This is a genomic window from Chitinophaga filiformis (assembly GCF_900102545.1).
GTDB lineage: Bacteria > Bacteroidota > Bacteroidia > Chitinophagales > Chitinophagaceae > Chitinophaga > Chitinophaga filiformis.
The window spans coordinates 391,207-410,757 of the sequence record NZ_FNBN01000001.1 but is presented as its reverse complement, the minus strand read 5'-3'; the positions used below and the strand labels follow the sequence as shown (position 1 = coordinate 410,757).

The following is a 19,551-nucleotide window of genomic DNA, read 5'->3' as shown; positions in this document are numbered from 1 at the left end:
CCGGGGGAATAATCCCACGCCATGCCGCCCACGATGGTCCCCGGCCCAACAAACGCCATTAACAAACCATAATAGGACTCCGTTAGGAGTCCCATTGTTTGTAGCGCGGGGTGTAACCCCGGGGACCGATGATCCGCGTGGGGGTGATAACCCCGGGCCGCGATCCACGCGGGGTGTAACCCCGGGGACCGCGATCCGCGCGGGATGGCCCCCCGTGCCCCGCGATCCGCCCCGGACGCCACCGGGGAACGATCCACATCGTTATATCCCACGATGATACCCCCGGGAATGATCGATCCGATAATCCCCCATGTCCCCCCGGAAATAAACCTGATATTATTTTAACGCAAACACCCCGCTCGAACAGTATTCGAACTAGCATCGAACTAGCGTCGAATAAGCGTCGAACTAGCATTATGGTCAATTCAGCATAAAAAAGCACCTAAGCAACAACTTGCTGATATTATTTTAACCAAAAAGCAGGGAGAGGACAGGCAGAGAAGAAGCAGAGAACTAGCAGAGAACTAGCAGAGAACAAGCAATGATGTCAGTTTTGTATAGAAATCATCAGGAGGGTCTTTACCCCAATGAGAAATGAAAAATATTATTTGGTCCCGCGGATATCATTGGACACACTGCGTGAAATCATGGTTGAGCGGGTCCCGGGTGCTGGGAAATCATTGGGGCGTTATTGGCATACCGCGTGAATCATTGTCCCGTGGTTATTATCGGGGGAATTATGGCGTGGATCATTCCGGGATATCATCCGGGTGGATGGATCATTGGTCCCCGGGGTTAATCACCCCGGGCTACAAACAATGGGACTCCTGCCGGAGTCCTATTATGTTTTGTTAATCACGTTTGTTTTTACATCGGGTCACAGGCTCCTTAATTTTTAAGACTTCCTGGTAGAATATTGTACTTTCTCTTAAATGCCGCCGCAAAATGTTGCTGATGTTGATACCCAACCAATTCTGACACCTCTCCCACAGTTTTCTTCTCATCGAGCAGCAATTGTTTGGCTTTTTCCATCCGTATATGGCTGAGGTAGCCGAATACGGTATGCCCAAATAATGCTTTAAATCCCTGTTTCAGTTTCTTCTGATTGATGCCCACCTGGCTGGCCAGTGAAATGATGGAACAGTCGTCTGTAAAGTGTTGTTCCAGGTATTGCCTGGCGGCATGCAGTCGCTCGACGTCTGCGGGCCGGAGGTCGGCGGAATGAGGCGTATACTGGTCAAACCCGCTCGCCTGGAGCAGGAACAATTCTATGAGTTTCGCTTCCAGGAACAGGCGTTTCATTTGTCCGGTGTAAGCGGTAGTGGCCATTTCAGTGATGATCATATGCATCTGGGGCGTGATGGCCATCGTATGACCCGGCCACAGGTGATGGCGGGGTGTTTGCAATTGTTCGGAGAACTGTTGCAGAAAAGGGCATTCCTCCGTTACCAGTGACTCAAATGCAGAACGGGAGAGTTCTACTTCAAAGAAGGAACTTTCTTCACCGGGAAACAGGATAAATTCTCCTTCCAGGTCATGCTGGTAAAAAAGACTCTGTTCATTGGTCTTCATTACGAAGTGTTGTCCTTCGTAAGAAACGCCTGATTTACCATGCAGCTTGAAATGCATTTCCACCCGCTCTCCCATCTGCCGCATTGGCATATGATATTCTTTGTCGGCAATGTATGTGTACCAGAACATCCGGGCATTTTCCAGACGGATTTCCCTGGACCAGATCTCGGGACCGGTTGTTTGTTCCCTGCTATAGAAACGTTTGATCTCTTCTATCTGTTGGGTAGGATATAGTGGTTGTATAATGTTCATAAGAAAAGCAGGTTTGGCACTGTTTGCGGCTATAAAAGTACCGTTTGCGTTAACAGGATGAATGCCGTGATGCGGAACTTTGCACAAAAATAAAGTTATTTATGAACTACGGACAGCCACATGGCGTATTGCTATTCTTTAACAGGGGAAAAAACTGGTCGCGGGAGGATAGAATGGCATACCTGGCGGCACAAACGGCATTCTATGGTCAGTTGCAGCAGCAGGGAAAAGTACTGCAAACCAGTCGGCTGGTACATGAAGAAGGGCTATTCGTCTCATTATCAATATCATCAGATACAGAATTGTGTACTATACTGGCCAATGATCCTGCGATCCAGGCAGAAGTAAGCCAAGTTATTCATGCTGTACCAGTTACGTTTTAAAAATATCCTCGCCCCTTTATTTGCATTTATCGTAAACATAGAGTAATTTGTACATATGTGTGTTGTAGTCAATGAATTGCGCAAACGTTTGCGTATTTCATAAAATACCGTACATTGTAAATCAATACTTGTCTGACAGCAGAGCAGAATTTTATCAATCAAAATAGCTTGTATCCCCGGAATTTGTATTAAAGTGAGCAGTGTCGCGATATGAAAAACAGACTGCCGGTTCAGGGGGCGGCTACATAATTTTAACTAACCCTTACCTCATGGAAAGACGTAATTTTTTGAAGCAGGCAATTATTACAGCTGCTGGTAGTGCATTGATACCAGGTGTAGTTTCGGGCCGTTCATTCTGGGAAGAGCAACAACCGTTGTTAATTGACACCAAAATTCCGGGACGTACTTTTTCTCATTTCTGGAGCAAATGTGTAGGTGCAGGCCGGGCTGGTGAAGTATTCCGTCCTGGTTCCCCCTGGCTGGAACAACTGCAGTTCACAAAGAAACATTGTGGCTTTGAATATTGTCGCTTTCATGGGATCTTTCATGATGATATGTCTGTATACCAGGGTGGTGTGTACAACTGGTTAAGAGTGGATGATCTGATCAGCCGCATCCTGAAATCGGGTATGAAACCTTTCGTAGAACTGAGTTTCTTTCCCAAAGAAATGGCTGGTGGAACAAGTACTGCCTTCTGGTGGAAAGCCAATGTATCGCCACCGGCTGATTTTTCGAAATGGGCACAACTGGTCACTAATTTCACAAAACACTGTGTAGAAAAATTTGGCCAGAGTGAAGTCAGCACCTGGTATTTCGAAGTGTGGAATGAGCCTAACCAGAAAAGCATGTGGGATGGCAGCAAAAGTCAGTACTTCGCGATGTACAAAGCCACTGCACAGGCTATCAAGGCAGTATCGCCGGCACTGAAAGTAGGTGGGCCTGCTACCAGCAATTTTGTAGGCGATGGTCGCTTCGATGGTGAAGCAGAAGATAAGTCAAAAATACTGAGCGGTAGCACAGAAGACCTGGACAGTCTGCCGTGGAAAGGCGTATGGATACAGGATTTCCTGGACTACTGCAAACGTGAACAGGCACCTGTCGACTTCATTTCCACACATCCTTATCCTACCGATTTTCCTTACAATAACAGCAAAGGCCGTACCCGCAGTGCAGATGCCACATTGAAAGATCTGCAATGGCTGAGAGCTGCGGTAGATAAAAGCGGTTATCCGAAGGCGGAAATCCATCTCACAGAATGGGGTACCAGCTCTTCCGGCAGGGATGCAATGCACGATGCATTGCCGCCTGCTGCTTACATCATAAAGGCTAATGTTGATAGTATTGGCCTGGCGGACTCGCTTTCCTACTGGTCGTTTACGGACTGCGGTGAGGAAGGTATGGGCGGACAGGCATTCTCCGGCGGCTTTGGATTGCTGAACTACCAGGGCATTGCAAAACCATCTTTCCATGCCTACAGGATGTTGCATGCGCTGGGAGATGAACTGCTGTACAATAAGGACGGCATTGTTGTAACACGCCATAAGAGCACACAGAAGCTGACTACATTAGTATATAACTATCCCACAGCATTGAAAACAGCGCCGCCTTTCGGTGCAGCTGATGTGGTAGACAGTACCCTCAAACTGGGAGAGCCGCGTAACTTTACGTTTAAGCTCATGAATGCTAATAAAGACGCCCGCTTTAATGTGGAAATACTCGACAGAGAGAATGGTAATGCGCTGTATGCCTGGAAGCAGGCAGGCAATCCTGACCAGCTGGCTGGCGATCAGTTGAAAACAATGCAGCTGATGGCGATGGCGGTGAAGGAAGAACAGGTACTATCAAGCAATGCAGGCGTACTGCTGATCAGCAAAATATTGCAGCCATGGGATGTAATGCTGATAGATGAAACGGCTTAGTTAATTTCCTGACGAGTTATCCGGATGGAGATAAAACTGAAGAGTTATCCGGGATAAGATAAAACTGATGTTTATCCGGATGACAGAAAATTGAAGAGTTATACGGGATAAGATAAAAGTGTTTACCCCACTGGCGGATGTGCCGCGACAAGATATTTATGTGTTAATAATACAGTTATTATTTACAGACGGTTTGCATTCATAGATCATCATTTGTATTTTGCTTTCCTGTATCATATACCCCAGTCATGAACTGCCCACAGGCGTGGCTGATTTTTTATAGGTCTAACACATTATCCAGTTATGAAAAAAATAACCCTGCTTGTACTAGGAGGCATCTTACCACTATTATCCTTTGCGCAACAATCATTGAAATTATGGTACCGGCAACCCGCCGGCGATATATGGACGGCTGCGCTTCCCGTAGGGAACGGTCGTCTGGGAGGAATGGTATTCGGGAATCCCGCTGAAGAAATCATTCAGCTGAATGAAGGTACCGTCTGGACTGGTAGTCCTAATCGTAATGACAATCCGGAGGCCCGGGCTGCAATGCCTATGATCAGACAGCTGATTTTTGAAGGTAAACAGAAGGAGGCCCAGGATCTGGCAGCAGCGAAGGTCCAGACCAAAACATCCAACGGACAAATGTTCCAGCCTGTAGGCAGCTTGCATCTGGCGTTTCCCGGTCATGAGCAATACCAGGATTATTACAGGGAACTGGATATTGAAAGAGCGATCACAAAAACCACTTATATGGTGAATGGCGTGCAATATACCCGGGAGGTATTTGCTTCTGTGCCTGCACAGACCATCATCGTACGACTGAGCAGCAGCAAACCGGGTACACTGGGTTTCTCCGCTTATCTGACCACCCCTCAGAAGAACGCAGTGGTAAAAGCAAGCGGGAAGGATCTTACGGTGAAGGGTATGACAGGAAGCCATGAAACGGTAGAAGGAAAAGTGAAGTTTAACGGTATAGCAAGAGTGATTGCAACAGGCGGCAGTGTAAGCACCGGAGATACTGCCATTACCGTGAAGAATGCCAGCAGTGCATTGATCTTTATTTCCATGGCCACCAATTATGTGAACTATCATGACCTTACTGCTGATGAGGTAAAGCGTGCCACTGCCTATCTGAATACGGCTGTGAAAAAGCCTTACACAACTTTGCTGAAGGAGCACATTGCTGCATATCAACGTTATTTCAATCGCGTGAAGATCGACCTGGGCACTTCCGATGCCGCAAGAGAACCTACTGATGTACGGCTGGCCAATTTCGCCAAAACATATGATCCTCAGTTTGTGTCGCTTTATTTTCAGTTTGGCCGTTATCTGCTGATATCCTGTTCTCAGCCCGGCGGACAGCCAGCTACGCTGCAGGGTATCTGGAATGCAGAAATGACGCCGCCATGGGATAGCAAATACACGATCAATATCAATACAGAAATGAACTACTGGCCGGCAGAAAAAGATAACCTGCCGGAAATGCATGAACCGCTGATACAGATGGTGAAAGAGCTTTCTGTTACAGGACAGGGCACGGCACAGATCCTGTATGGCGCCCGGGGATGGGTAGCGCATCACAATACAGATCTTTGGCGTATTACAGGCCCTGTGGATAAGATCAACTGGGGTATCTGGAGTATGGGTGGCGCCTGGCTGGCGCAGCACCTCTGGGAACGCTATCTCTATAACGGGGATAAAAGCTATCTCGCGGATGTATATCCTGCTATTAAAGGCGCTGCGCTGTTCTTTGTGGATGATCTTGTAGAAGATCCAAAGCGCGGCTACCTGGTGGTGAATCCTGGTCACTCGCCTGAAAATGCACCGGCTTCCAGGCCGGGTGTTCATATGGATGCAGGTGCTACTATGGATAATCAGATCGTTTTTGATGCATTGAGCGCTGCTATTAATGCTGCCGATATCCTGGGAAAGGATAAAGCGCTGGTAGATACTTTCAGGATGGTGCGTAAGCGGCTGCCGCCAATGCAGGTCGGTCAGTACGGACAATTGCAGGAATGGATTGATGACCTGGATAATCCTAAAGATGAACACCGCCATATATCACATTTATACGGCCTGTATCCTTCTGCGCAGATCTCGCCTGACCGTACGCCATTACTGGCCAGTGCTGCTAATACTACGCTGATACAACGTGGTGACATCTCTACAGGATGGAGTATGGGATGGAAAGTGAACTGGTGGGCCAGGTTACGTAACGGCGATCATGCGTTGAAACTTATCACTAACCAGTTAAGTCCTGTTGGTAAAAAAGGTGGTGGTACGTATACCAATCTCTTTGACGCACATGCGCCTTTTCAGATAGACGGGAATTTTGGTTGTACATCTGGTATTACGGAAATGCTGATGCAAAGTCATGATGGAGCTATTCATGTATTGCCGGCGCTTCCGCAGCAATGGAAAACGGGTAGTATAAAAGGCTTGCGTGCAAGAGGTGGATTTGTAGTGGAAGACCTGGTATGGGAGAATGGAAAGATCACTAAGTTGGTGATCAGGTCTACATTGGGCGGTAACTGTCGTATCAGAAGTACTCAGGCGTTGAAAGGTGCGCAGGCATTGGTGAAGGCAAGCGGAGAGAATAGTAATCCTTTTTACCAGGTAACGCCGGTAGCAGCGCCCCTGATACATAGTAAGGATGTGAAACCGTTGGAATTTGAGGCGACGAATTTGTATGATGTGCCGACGGAGAAAGGAAAAGTGTATGTGTTTACGGCGGGGTGAGGTAGTTTCATCTCCATCTTTGATATTCATAATAAAACATTTGCTTTTGATAATAGCTGCTTTTAACAAACAATCCATCTTTGTGTCAGAAAACTGGACGAAATGAACAGACAGAACGTCACTGTACTAAATGTTCAACCATAGTCAGCTATTTATTTGGATAGACCCATCCTGGCTGCGACCGGTAACCTAAGCAGGTACGTTTATTGATGCTTATCGCGGACAGAATGCTGAAAGCACAACGCCACAGCATTATCACATATTTCAGGATTGATTATTAAAACATAAGAAAATGGCAACAAGCACAAAGAGTCTGACCTTCAGCTTGGGAGGCCAGTTAGAGATCAACCGTCTTGGGTACGGGGCAATGCAACTGACAGGAACAGGCGTATTTGGAGAGGTAGCTGATCGCGAGAATGCGAAGAAAGTACTGCAGGCTGCTGTAGCCGGCGGTGTGAATTTCATCGATACTGCAGAAGCATATGGGCCAAAGTTTAATGAATCATTGATCGCTGACGCATTGTACCCTTATAAAGATGACCTGGTGATCGCTACTAAAGGGGGCTTTAATCGCCCTGGTCCCAATCAGTGGGTACCTAATGGTGATCCAGCTTTTATCCGTGAGAATATTGAAGGGAGTCTCAAACGCTTAAAGGTAGACACCATTGATCTCTGGCAGCTACACCGTTTCGATCCTAATGTGCCGGTAGAAGAAACACTGGCGCCTGTGGTAGACGCTGTAAATGCAGGCAAGATCAGGTACGTGGGTTTGTCTGAAGTAGATATTGAGCAGATTGAAAGGGCGGAAAAAGTATTGCCTATTGTATCTGTGCAAAATCTCTACAACCTGGGTAACCGGCAGTGGGAAGAAATTGTGGATTATACAGCTAAACGTGGAATGGCATTTATTCCATGGTTCCCGTTGGCTTCAGGTCCGGAAACACTGGCAGATAAGATCAGCAGGATTGCTGCTAAGTACAATGCCACAACTGCACAGATCGCGCTGGCCTGGTTGCTGAAACGTGCAGATAATATCCTGCTGATACCCGGCACCAGTTCTGTAAAGCATCTGGAAGAAAACCTGGCCGCTGCTGATATAGAGCTGTCCGACGAAGAGTTCGACGAATTATCAAAATAAGATTACTTGATTGTGTAATAAGCCGCTTCGCTCTGTTCACGGAGTGGGCGGCTTTTTGTGTTTTCACCAAAAAGTGGGAAAAATACCTCAAATGCGAGCATTGGTACAACTGAAAATTTCGGGAGGATAGACATATTTGTGGGGTAAATCTCAGACAGATATGATGACAATACTGGAAGCCAAAACAATCGGTCTGTTGCGCCGGTTGCCGCCCGCTGATATTAAAGTGCTGCACGGTATTTTCGCCAATATGGAACGGGAGGAAAGATTGGGACGCCGTTTGGATGAAGATGCCATCAGAACCTATCTGCAGTTGCTCATAATACAGAGCACTCCCATCTCCGATATTAAAAAACCGGATTGTGTTTCTGATGAGTACAGGCATGTGCGCGCATTCTTCAACCTGTTGGAACGGGAAACTGCAAATGTCAATTACAACAATCCAATTGCTATAAAAACAGCAAAGGAATTTGCCGCCAGCCTGGATGTACATCCCAATTATCTGAACACTTTGTTAAAGAAACATACAGGGCAGAACGTCAGTACACATATCCGTAAGCGTTTGCTGAAAGAGGCTAAGATGCTGTTGTTACAGACCGATTGGACATTGCAGGAAATTGGTTATAGTATAGGGTTTGCGGAGCAACCGAATTTCAGTTTGTTCTTTAAGAAAAATATGGGCATTACTCCTGCTGCATTCAGAAGAAAGGCAGCGGCAGCGTTGCTGTAAATGGGACCGCTGCATAAACAAAAAGGGGACTTCATTTTTTGAGGCCCCCTTTTTCATAGTGATGTATTTAGTGCTTAGCTGCAGTTTCAATAACAGCAGCTACTTCTTTCGGATGAGAAATGAATACAACGTGGCTGGCTTTTATCCTGGTCACTTTTGCACCTGAACGTTTCACCATATTCTCCTGTATAACAGGATTGATACTCTTATCATCAGTGGTCAGAATAGCGTAGCTGGGTTTCTCTTTCCATGCGATATGTGTGGCCGGAGTAGTAAAACACTTTACGGAGATTGCACCCTGAGATGCGTACATGAATGCTGTTTTATCTTTAGGCAGATCACCTGCAAATCCATCATGGAACTTAGCTTCGTCGTAGTATACAAAACCTTTATCGTCTGGTGCCAGAATGCCATTCTCAGGTGCTGCAGGAGCCGTCTGTACCAGCGTTACCAGCGATTCGCCTGCATCAGGTTCGAATGCCGCAACATACACCAGTGCCGTTACTTTTGGAGAAACACCTGCCTCGGTGATGATCATGCCTCCATAGGAGTGACCTACCAGGATAGTTGGACCATCCTGCTTGTCGATCGCTCTGTTAAGTGCCGCCACGTCGTCTTCCAGTGAGGTCATAGGGTACTGTAATGCTGTTACATGATATCCTTTGGCTGCCAGTATCCTGTATACACTTTCCCATCCTGAACCGTCGGCGAAAGCGCCATGTACCAGGATGATATTCTTTACTTTAGCCGATTCCTGTGCCTGCATTACAAGGGGAAATGCAATGATGAGTGCAGCAAACAATGTGGCGCTGAGCCATTTTACGGGTCTGATTGAATTCTTAAGCATTTTCATTTCAATTGTATTTATGATGCAAAGATGCCGGAAGCGTTTTGTGCGGGCTGTAGCAATATCAAATAAGCGACATATGAATTTCAAACATGGAGAGTTGCTTTTACCGATTTTTATGTTTACTTTTTTCCCTTATTGTAAAACGTTATGATCACCCGAGGCTCCACAATAATCACAATAAACTACACGCATGTTTTCTTATCCTGTTAGAATTGCTTTAATCGCTGCATTAGGCGGTTTCCTGTTTGGCTTTGAAACCGCGGTTATATCCGGTGCGGAAAAGACGATTATGGATTTATGGAAACTCAGTCCTTTCTGGCTGGGATTTACGGTTGCTTCCAGTCTGATCGGCACTGTACTGGGATCGCTGGTAGTAGGCGTACCTGCCCGTATTTATGGCCGCAAGAAGGTATTGATCGCTATCGCCTTATTGTATGTCGTTTCGGCCATTGGCTGTGCCTCTATTTCAGCCTGGCTGTTATTCGTATTGTTCCGCTTTATGGCTGGTGTTGCCGTTGGTGCTTCCTCAGTGGTAGGACCCATGTATATTTCAGAGATCTCTCCCGCTCAGCTGCGGGGTAGATTGGCGGGCTCTTTCCAGCTGAATATAGTGGGCGGGATCTTCATCGCCTATCTGACCAATTTCCTGTTTGTCGGAATGGGAGATGATTCCTGGCGCTGGATGCTGGGGATCATGGTAGTTCCTGCAGCCCTGTTTGCGATATTGTTGAGGACTATCCCGGAAAGTCCCCGCTGGCTGATATTGAACAACCGGGAAGAAGAAGCTGTGCCGGTAATGCAAAAGTTGCAGGAGCCGGATGTTCCCGGCGCCATCAGGGCTATCAGGGAATCTGTTAAAACGCATCAGGAAAACCTGTTCCAGGTAAGGTATGCGAAACCGATCCTGTATGCTGTTTTACTGGCTATGTTTAACCAGTTGTCGGGTATCAACGCCATCCTGTACTATGCTCCCCGTATATTCGAACTGGCAGGTTTCAGTAAAGCGGAGGCTTATCTGCAACCGGTATATATCGGTGCCGCCAACCTGTTGTTTACTCTACTGGCCATGACCGTTATTGATAAATTCGGTCGTAAGACTCTGCTGCTGATCGGTTCCCTGGGGATGATCCTGTTCCTCGGGCTGACTGCCTATGCTTTCAGGGACCCTGCTCACCTGGGTGGGAATGTGCTGATCTACCTGATCGGTTATATTGCCTTTTTTGCCTTCTCCCAGGGAGCGGTGATCTGGGTGTTCATCTCGGAGATCTTCCCTAATTCGGTGAGATCACAGGGTGGGGCACTGGGCAGTTTTACCCACTGGATCATGGCGGCTATTATTTCCTGGACTTTCCCCATTATTGTGGCCGGCAGTGAAATGGGCGGATTCTACTCTTTTGTGTTTTACAGCGGTATGATGCTGTTACAGTTGCTGTTTATCTGGAAAGTGATGCCGGAAACCAAGGGTCGATCCCTGGAAGAAATCCAGAAAGAACTAGGCATAGAATAAGCTTATAATAAGTACACGACAGGCATACGGTCCTTAACCTATAGGCTCATTACTATAGCATTACAGGCACTGCTCTATAGCGATCGCTATAGAACAGTGCCTGTAATGCTATAGTAATGAGCCTATAGGTAGGAGATGGTATACTTGTCGTATGCCTATCGTATGCTTTTCATACCGGGAGCTCATACAGTCTTTTTGCCGGTCATCCCGCAGCGCGGTCGGGGTTCACTTTTATTTACTATTTTTAGTGATACTCGTAAAAAATCAAACCAAACCAAGCATGAAGCAATTATTAGCAGCCTTCACATTACTGCTGTCCCCAGGCATTTTGTTAGCCCAGAAAGGGGATTTTGTACTGAAAGGCAAGATCGGTAGCTGGAACGCGCCTGCCAAAGTCCAATTTGTTTACCGCAACGGAGGAGTTGACGTAAGAGACTCTGCGGAGTTAAAAGACGGCACATTTCAATTTAAGGGAACAGTGGATGGTCCTTCCCAGGCCATGATGGTACTGAAGCACATCAATCCGCCGGCTGACCCAAGAGCCCGTGACATGATCGTCTTTTATGTGGAAAAAGGGACTATTACCATGACCAGCCCTGACTCTGTTCAGAAGGCCACTTTCGCAGGCTCTCAGGTGAATACTGATAATCAGCGCTTACAGGAAGCGTTGAAACCGGTAGGAGCGCTTTTCGGTCAACTGAATGCTGAATATATGGCAGCCGATGAAGAAAAACGGGGCTCCCTGGAATTCCGTCAGTACCTCGACCAGAAAGTTGAGGATATCCGCAAACAGGAAAAGGCCATTTATGTGGATTTCGTGAAAAACAATCCTAAATCCATTATCAGCCTGGATGCTTTACAGCAATATTCTGGCGGGATGCCGGACGATGTGGGACAGATAGAGTCTATGTATAACAGCCTGGATCCTAAAGTGAAAAGTAGCAAGAACGGACAGGAATATGCAAAACTGCTGAATAGCTGGAAGTCGACCGCTATTGGTGCAGAAGCGCCCCTGTTCACACAGAACGATACACTGGGTAAACCGGTGAACCTGAAGGACTTCCGTGGTAAATATGTACTGGTGGATTTCTGGGCTTCCTGGTGTGGCCCCTGCCGTGCAGAAAATCCGAATGTAGTGGCAGCGTACAACAACCACAAAGACAAGCAGTTCACTATCCTGAGCGTATCACTGGATCAGCCCAATGGTCATGATGCCTGGCTGAAAGCCATCCATAAAGATAACCTGACCTGGACGCATGTATCTGACCTGAAGTACTGGGATAATGCCGTTGCAAAAATGTACGGTGTAAGATCAGTACCACAGAATTTCCTGTTGGATCCTCAGGGGAAGATCGTGGCTAAGAACCTGAGAGGGGAGGAGCTGGATAAACGCCTGAGTGAAATACTGAAATAATTCTCTGAATAGTATAAAATAGCCCATAGCAGATCGAAATTGTTGTGCCGTTATTAGCAGATCAATGATTAAATTGGTAAGCTAAATAACCCGCGACAGGGCCGGTAAGCTATGGGCTATTTATTTTCAGATAGTTTACAGCCGATGGTCCTGGAGGCTTTTAATACGGAAAAATAAACCCGATATGAACCCTTTTATAGAAGACAAAGATATTCAATGGGAAACGCCTGACCCGGGCATCCGCAGGAAGGTAATGGCCTATAATGAGCAGCTGATGCTGGTAAAAGTGGAATTTCAGAAAGGGGCGGTAGGCGCCTTACATGAGCACTACCACTCACAGATCTCCCATGTGGAAAGCGGGGTGTTTGAGATCACGATTGATGGGGAGAAAAGGGTTCTGAAGGCGGGAGATGCCTATTACATTCCGCCGCATGTAGTGCATGGCGCCCTGTGCCTGGAGCCGGGTGTGCTGATAGATGTGTTTAGTCCGCACAGAGAGGATTTTATTAAGTAATGCGGTGATTTCCAATGATGAGGAGCTGTTTATATTTCAGCGGGCTCTGGAAAATCAGTACATTTATTCTGTTCAATTCTTCACCCTAAAAGCAAATAACATGTTGTCACAAAGAATGCAGGAAGCCCTGAACCGTCAGGTAGTAATGGAAGCGCAGTCTTCCCAGGCTTATCTGGCAATGGGCAGCTGGGCGGATATACAGCCTGGTCTGAAAGGCGTAACAAAGTTTTTCTTCAAGCACAGCGATGAGGAGCGTTTCCATATGCTGAAGCTGATCCATTATATTAACGAGAGGGGTGGTTTTGCGGTGATACCGGCATTGGACCAACCTATCCTGACCTTTGTATCTCTGAAAAAGGCGTTTGAGGAGTTGTTTGCCCATGAGGTAAAAGTGAGTGAGGGTATTAACGAGCTGGTGGATATTGCATTACAGGAAAAGGACTACGCTACCCACAATTTTCTGCAATGGTATGTAAATGAGCAGATTGAGGAAGAACGGCTGGCCAGGGAATGTAATGACAAGCTCGAGCTGATCGGGGATGATAAGAGCGGTTTATACCTGTTTGACCGTGATATCATGACAATGGAACAGCAATAAATTGATTTACAGATATTTATGTGCCCGTTCTGCGTAAGCAGGACGGGTTTTTTATTGCCGTGCAATACCCCCTGTTTTTCTAATGTATGGCAGATAATATATATTATAAATAATTAATTCAGAAAGTTTTATTATTTTTATTTGCCATATACTTTTACTACATTGCTGTCTGAAATATAATGAAAAGTTAGAATGCAAAAGGAGGTTAATATAAATGATCTATGGGAGCGCATCACGGTTGATAGCGATCCTAAATCATTTGAGGTTTTTTTCCATGAATTAAACCCAAGGCTCGTTAAATTTTGCACAATGTACGTTCATTATCAACAAGTTGCGGAAGAGATAGTTTCCGATGTATTTGTTAAATGCTGGATGGACAGGGCGAAAATGAAGGACGTTCTCAAGCCTGAGACGTACCTTTTTATTGCCGTTAAGAACCATGCATTGAATTATAATAAGCGTTTTTCCAGTACTCAACTGGTGAATATAGACGATCATGAGGGAGGCACTCAGCTGGTCAATACAGCCTCTCCGGAGATGGAACTAGAAAAGAAAGAGTTGTTTTTCAGAATGGATCAGGCCATATCTTCTCTGCCCCGCCAGTGTAGCATTATATTCCGGCTGGTAAAGGAAAATGGGATGAAATATAAGGAGGTAGCTGAGATCCTGAATATATCCCCTCGTACCGTACATACGCAGATGCTGCGTGCTATGAAAAAGATGACAGTTGCCATGGAGCCTTATCTGAAAAAGGCGGGCAGGCAGGCCTCGGATAATATTACCGATAGTATTATAACGACCTTGCTGATAATATCAATATTTATGGGTAATGCCCTTTAATATATATGTTAAAAAAAATTTTAAACCTTGTAAGCATATTAGGTACTAAATGTTGTCTTATATACAAAGGGTTATTCCATCGGACAATGAGTGAACGTTTTTTTGAAATTGTTATAAAGGACCTGGCTGGTGATTCAACACCTGAAGAAGGCCGGGAACTGAAACATATCATGAGTGAGGATACTGCCTTAGCAAGACAGTATGAACTGTTCCGCATGTACTGGGCCCAGAATCATCATGATCATATTGACAGCAGAAGACTTTTTTCTAATGTGCAAATGCGTATCGGTGAATTGGAGAAAGAAGCCGGTACGCCGGTAATAGAGCCGCTGATGACGCCAGTACGCGGGAAAGGCCGCCTGGTATGGATATCTGGTGCTGCTGCTGCGGTAGCGCTCCTGATCACCGCCGGCGTGTACTTTTACAACTCACTGCATGAACCGCTTGTAGCTAAGTACACCTCCAAAGGGGAGAAATCCACCTTTATGATGGAGGACGGCACGCGGGTTACGCTGAATGCGGATAGTAAGCTGGAATATGCTGCTAATTTCCCGCAGGAAAGCCGTGAAGTATATCTGACAGGTGAGGCTTTCTTTGATGTGCACAGCGATGCACAGAAGCCATTCATCATTCATGCCAATAACATGGATATCAAAGTGTTGGGTACAGCTTTCAACGTAAAATCCTATCCTAACGAAACATCAGCAGAAGCAACACTGTTGAAAGGGGCAATAGAAGTAACGGTAACAGACAATCCTTCTGAAAAGATTGTATTGAAACCATCTCAGAAACTGGTCGTAAACAATGACGATCCTAAGAAAAAGAAGTCAGTAAGTCTGAAAGATGCGCCTGCATTAACTACGCTGACTTACTTCCAGCAAAAGGACACAGTGATCATGGAAACATCCTGGTTACAGAATAAGCTGGTTTTCCAGGATGAAGATTTTGAAACACTTGCCAGGAGAATGGAACGCTGGTATAATGTCAGTATCCGTTTTAACCGGAATGGCATGAAGCAGCTGAGGTTTACCGGTATCCTCGAGGGAGAAACAGTGGCGGAAGCATTCAACGCACTGCACCTCACGGAAAACTTCAGTTACAGAATAGAAGATTCGACGATTGTGATATATTAATCAGGAAAGTACGGAAGAAGAAAAAAACGATAAAAATTATCCTTTCAAACATTGAAAGGTGAGATGAGAACCCTATGCAGCCGATACCTATGTCTATGATTACACCGTATGTATTCGCTCGTTCATTTCACCAGAAACAAAGTATTAACGCCTAAAATTTTGTCTATGGGAAAAGAGATCGACTACTACTAGATAAAGCAGGGACCGTTCTTAAATGGTACCTGCCGGCAAGAAACTTATATCCTTGAATGAATGGTTTTTTGAAAGAATCCTGACATTTTGAAAGACTTTAATCACCCTTAACATCTAAGTTATGACGTTTATCCTACGCCCCAGGGGCGTAAAGATCCCTTACGGGCTTTTAAAGCCAATGCTACTTATGAATTTAGTACTAGGACTAATGCTTACCATGAGTCTGAATGTACTGGCGGGTTCCCGCGCTTCAACCAAACTCACTCTTAACCTCCGTGACGTTGAATTCAAGAAGGTGCTGACTGTTATTGAAAGTCAGAGTGACTACCGTTTCATGTTCAGCAACAGGAACATTCCGAGTGACAATAAAGTAGATATTAACGTAAAAGACGCACAGATCACTACAGTAATGGATCTGATATTGAACAATTCCGGTTTTACTTACCAGGAACTGTCCAACAATCTGATCGTTATCATGCCGAAAGGTGCTCAGCTGAAAGCGATAAAAGTTACCGGTAAGGTATTAGACCAGACTGGTGAGGCTTTGATCGGAGCTTCTGTAAAGATCAAAGGGACTTCTGATGGGGGAGCAACGGATGAAAATGGTGCATTTACCATTAGCGTTCCGGATGACGCAGTATTGTTAGTGTCTTATGTAGGTTTTAAAACACAGGAAATTCCTGTAAATGGTAAAACCGCTATCACTATTACACTGCAGCCTAATGAAAAAATGATGAATGAAGTGGTAGTAACTGCACTGGGTATCAAGAGAGAGCAAAAGGCTCTCGGATACGCAGTAAGTACTATCACTTCTGAACAGATCACTGCCGCTGGCGCCACCAACTTCGCCTCTGCCTTATATGGTAAGGCAGCTGGTGTGAAGATCACTACTGCTCCCGGTGGTGCTACCAGTGCGGTGAATATACAGATCCGTGGTGTGAACTCCCTCAACTACAACACGCAACCGCTGTATGTAGTAGATGGTGTGCAGATCAGGAACAACAACGAAAAAGGTGCTGCCGGTACAAACAATGCTGACTACTGGTCTGATCCACGTATCCGTGGTAACGGTATCCTGGATATCAACCCTGCAGACATTGAAAGCCTGACCGTATTGAAAGGTGCAAGTGCTACCGCCCTGTATGGTTCTGATGCGGCGAGCGGTGTTGTGGTAATCACTACCAAGAAAGGTATGAAAGGAAGAGGTTTAGGTGTTGATCTGAACTATTCACATACCGCAGAAAGAATCGCTTTCGCTCCTGAATATCAGAACGTGTATGGTCCGGGCTATGACAGAACTTCTGCCGGTTCAAATACGAACGCTGCCGGTTGGGTTCCCATCGGAACTGATGGAACAGTAAGACCTTACTTCAGAGCCTGGGGCCAGTTTGGTCCAAAGATGGACGGACGCATGGTTCCCTGGTGGGATGGTAGTATGCATCCTTATTCACCCCAACCCGACAACTATAAACAACTCTTTCAGAAGGGATACAATTCAAATTTGAATGTATCCCTTTCGAACATGACAGAAAAAGCGAATTATCGTTTCTCTTATACCCGTAACGACTACAAAGGTATTCAGATAGGCGGTAATCAGCAGCGTAACACCTTCAACCTGAACAGTACCATCAAGCTGCATAACAAGATCAGCCTGGATGTTGTAGGTGGTTATGTAAATACAAAGATCACCAACCGTCCGATGCAGATGGCGCGTATCTTCAACGATTATAACGGGTTCTTCTCCCGTGCGGAAGATATGGGTATCATCTTTGACAAGTTCAAAACTTCCAAAGGATACAAATGGGTACCATATGATAAACCACAGTGGAATCCTGATGAGGCATTGAAATACAACATCCGTCCGTCAGAAGTACTGAACTTCCTGTGGTATCAGCTGCGTAACCAGGAGATTGAAAAGCAGGACCGTTTATTATCCAGCGTAACATTGAACGTTGACCTGGCAAAAGGACTGAAATTCCGTACCAGGGTAGGTAATGACTTCACAAGCATCAACATTGAAACCAAGAAATTCAATGAGTATCCTATCGCGTTCAATGAAGGAACCAGCACCGGTCAGTATGCAGTAGCAAAAGGACGTTATTCTATCTTCTATAGCGACCAGTTGCTGACCTTCGCAAGAGATGAGGAAACAAGGAAATTTGGTTACTCTTTCAGTGCTGGTCTGCAAACACGTAAAGAAACTTACAGCGATCAGAACTCATCTACCAACGGTGGTCTGGTTACTGCAAACTGGTTCAGTATCAACAACTCCTACAATGTTCAGAATACTTCAGAACAACGTAGCGGAGCGTTTAAATACGCTTACCTGGGTATCATGAACCTGAGCTATATGAACTACTTATTCCTGGAAGGTACTGCCCGTCAGGAGTATTCATCAACGCTCCCTTCCGGTAACAACAGTTACTTCTATCCATCAGTGAACACGAGCTTCATCTTCACTGAAGCTTTCCATCTGCCAACTATCTTCTCTTATGGTAAGGTACGTGCTTCTTACGGTCTCGTAGGTAACGCTCCTCCTCCGTTTGAGTCGAACGTAACTTATACGCAGAAACCGGTTTCTTCTGTGAAAGGTTCCGTACCACTGCTGATCGCTCAGAACAACTATGGTAACGAAGCCCTGAAGTCAGAGAAGAAGAAAGAACTGGAACTCGGTACGGAAGTGAAAATGCTCAATAACCGTCTGGGTGTAGACATCTCTTACTATGACAGCCGTGTAACTGACCTCTTGATGCGTTTGAACGTTGCAGTAAGTAATGGTGCGAACACAAGGATCACCAACGTAGGTGAATTGCACAGTAAAGGTCTGGAGGTTGCATTGAGCGCTACACCTGTGTCAAGGATCATCAAATGGAACACCCGTCTGAACTTCGCTACAAATACATCCAGTGTTGAAGCACTGACACCAGGTGTAAACCAGATCGTTATGCTGTACGCAGCAAGGAACGCCCTCAAAGTGGTAGCTGAAAAGGGTCAGCCGATCGGTAACATCTATATGTATCCTCGCAAAACAGATGGCAAGGGTAACTTCGTGATCAACTCTGATGGGGTTTATGCTATTGACGAGACGAAATATCAGAAAGTAGGTAACCTGCTGCCAAGCATCGTAGGTGGTTTCGCGAACACTATCAGCTATCATAACCTGACACTGGACTTCATGATCGACTACCGTTTCGGTGGAAAGATCGTATCTACACCGCTGAAATATCAGACCGGTGGAGGTATGTTCAAGAGCACACTGGAAGGACGTGATGAAGAACACGGTGGTATCCCTTATTATATTAATACTGCTGGTCAGATGGTGCAGCTTCCAAGTCACACCTCTGTTCCTCCAAATGGACCGCTGTATCATGATGGTATGATCCTGAAAGGTGTAACTGAAGATGGTCAGCCAAACACCAAACTCATTCAGGCAGGATATTACTACGTGAATATGTTTGATGATGATTCTCAATCCTGGAACGAACCGGCTGTACAAAAGAACGACTACGCAAAACTGCGCGAGCTGGTACTGGGTTACACCGTTCCAAAAGGAACAGCAGCTAAGCTTCACTTACAGAGCCTGCGTCTGTCACTGATAGGAAGAAACCTCCTGTACGTTTACAGAACGATGAAGAATCTTGATCCTGAAGCGCCAATGGGTGGTAGCTGGTTAAAACAGGGTATCGATGAAGGTTCTTCCGGTGCTACCCGTAGCTATGGTTTCAGCTTAAACGCCAGCTTCTAATTAATTTATTGTGACTTGCTAC

14 protein-coding genes are annotated in these 19,551 nt (G+C 45.8%); 12 read left to right on the top strand and 2 right to left on the bottom strand.

Annotated features, from left to right (window positions below; genetic code table 11):
• Window positions 1-888 precede the first annotated feature (888 nt).
• Window positions 889-1,824, bottom strand: coding sequence for a helix-turn-helix transcriptional regulator (locus tag BLR32_RS01755; RefSeq protein ID WP_143011326.1), 936 nt, complete (start codon window positions 1,822-1,824; stop codon window positions 889-891).
• Window positions 1,825-1,925: 101 nt separating this feature from the next.
• On the opposite strand from BLR32_RS01755, the gene BLR32_RS01750 reads away from it, so the two are divergent.
• The 5 genes from BLR32_RS01750 (at window position 1,926) to BLR32_RS01730 (ending at window position 8,736) form a co-directional block, all read left to right on the top strand.
• Window positions 1,926-2,207, top strand: a complete 282-nt coding sequence (locus BLR32_RS01750; protein WP_089828515.1) for a YciI family protein — start codon at window positions 1,926-1,928, stop codon at window positions 2,205-2,207.
• 269 nt (window positions 2,208-2,476) lie between these two features.
• Entirely contained in the window at window positions 2,477-4,126 is a 1,650-nt protein-coding gene (locus BLR32_RS01745) for a GH39 family glycosyl hydrolase (protein ID WP_089828514.1), read from the top strand.
• Window positions 4,127-4,429: 303 nt separating this feature from the next.
• A complete protein-coding gene (locus BLR32_RS01740; RefSeq protein ID WP_089828513.1) occupies window positions 4,430-6,868 on the top strand; it encodes a glycoside hydrolase family 95 protein in 2,439 nt (812 codons plus the stop codon).
• A gap of 292 nt (window positions 6,869-7,160) precedes the next feature.
• Window positions 7,161-8,006 carry an aldo/keto reductase gene (locus tag BLR32_RS01735; RefSeq protein ID WP_089828512.1) on the top strand — a complete coding sequence of 282 codons (846 nt, stop codon included), beginning with the start codon at window positions 7,161-7,163 and terminating at the stop codon, window positions 8,004-8,006.
• A 160-nt stretch (window positions 8,007-8,166) separates the two neighbouring features.
• Window positions 8,167-8,736 (top strand): AraC family transcriptional regulator, encoded by a 570-nt coding sequence (locus BLR32_RS01730; protein ID WP_089828511.1) that lies wholly within the window; start codon window positions 8,167-8,169, stop codon window positions 8,734-8,736.
• Between the two features lie 67 nt (window positions 8,737-8,803).
• Here the strand turns inward: BLR32_RS01730 and BLR32_RS01725 are convergent, their stop codons facing one another.
• Window positions 8,804-9,583, bottom strand: coding sequence for an alpha/beta hydrolase (locus BLR32_RS01725; protein ID WP_089829876.1), 780 nt, complete (start codon window positions 9,581-9,583; stop codon window positions 8,804-8,806).
• A 193-nt stretch (window positions 9,584-9,776) separates the two neighbouring features.
• Between BLR32_RS01725 and BLR32_RS01720 the strand changes: the two genes are divergently transcribed.
• From BLR32_RS01720 to BLR32_RS01690, 7 genes are all read left to right on the top strand, one after another.
• Window positions 9,777-11,093, top strand: a complete 1,317-nt coding sequence (locus tag BLR32_RS01720) for a sugar porter family MFS transporter (RefSeq protein ID WP_089828510.1) — start codon at window positions 9,777-9,779, stop codon at window positions 11,091-11,093.
• Between the two features lie 280 nt (window positions 11,094-11,373).
• Window positions 11,374-12,507, top strand: a complete 1,134-nt coding sequence (locus BLR32_RS01715; protein ID WP_089828509.1) for a TlpA disulfide reductase family protein — start codon at window positions 11,374-11,376, stop codon at window positions 12,505-12,507.
• A gap of 184 nt (window positions 12,508-12,691) precedes the next feature.
• Window positions 12,692-13,021: a cupin domain-containing protein gene (locus tag BLR32_RS01710; protein WP_089828508.1), complete on the top strand. Its 330-nt coding sequence runs from the start codon at window positions 12,692-12,694 to the stop codon at window positions 13,019-13,021.
• Between the two features lie 100 nt (window positions 13,022-13,121).
• A complete protein-coding gene (locus tag BLR32_RS01705; protein WP_089829874.1) occupies window positions 13,122-13,619 on the top strand; it encodes a ferritin in 498 nt (165 codons plus the stop codon).
• A 192-nt stretch (window positions 13,620-13,811) separates the two neighbouring features.
• Entirely contained in the window at window positions 13,812-14,459 is a 648-nt protein-coding gene (locus BLR32_RS01700; protein WP_089828507.1) for an RNA polymerase sigma-70 factor, read from the top strand.
• A gap of 86 nt (window positions 14,460-14,545) precedes the next feature.
• Window positions 14,546-15,592 (top strand): FecR family protein, encoded by a 1,047-nt coding sequence (locus tag BLR32_RS01695; RefSeq protein WP_176842128.1) that lies wholly within the window; start codon window positions 14,546-14,548, stop codon window positions 15,590-15,592.
• A gap of 379 nt (window positions 15,593-15,971) precedes the next feature.
• Window positions 15,972-19,529, top strand: coding sequence for a SusC/RagA family TonB-linked outer membrane protein (locus BLR32_RS01690; RefSeq protein WP_089828505.1), 3,558 nt, complete (start codon window positions 15,972-15,974; stop codon window positions 19,527-19,529).
• Window positions 19,530-19,551: the final 22 nt, after the last annotated feature.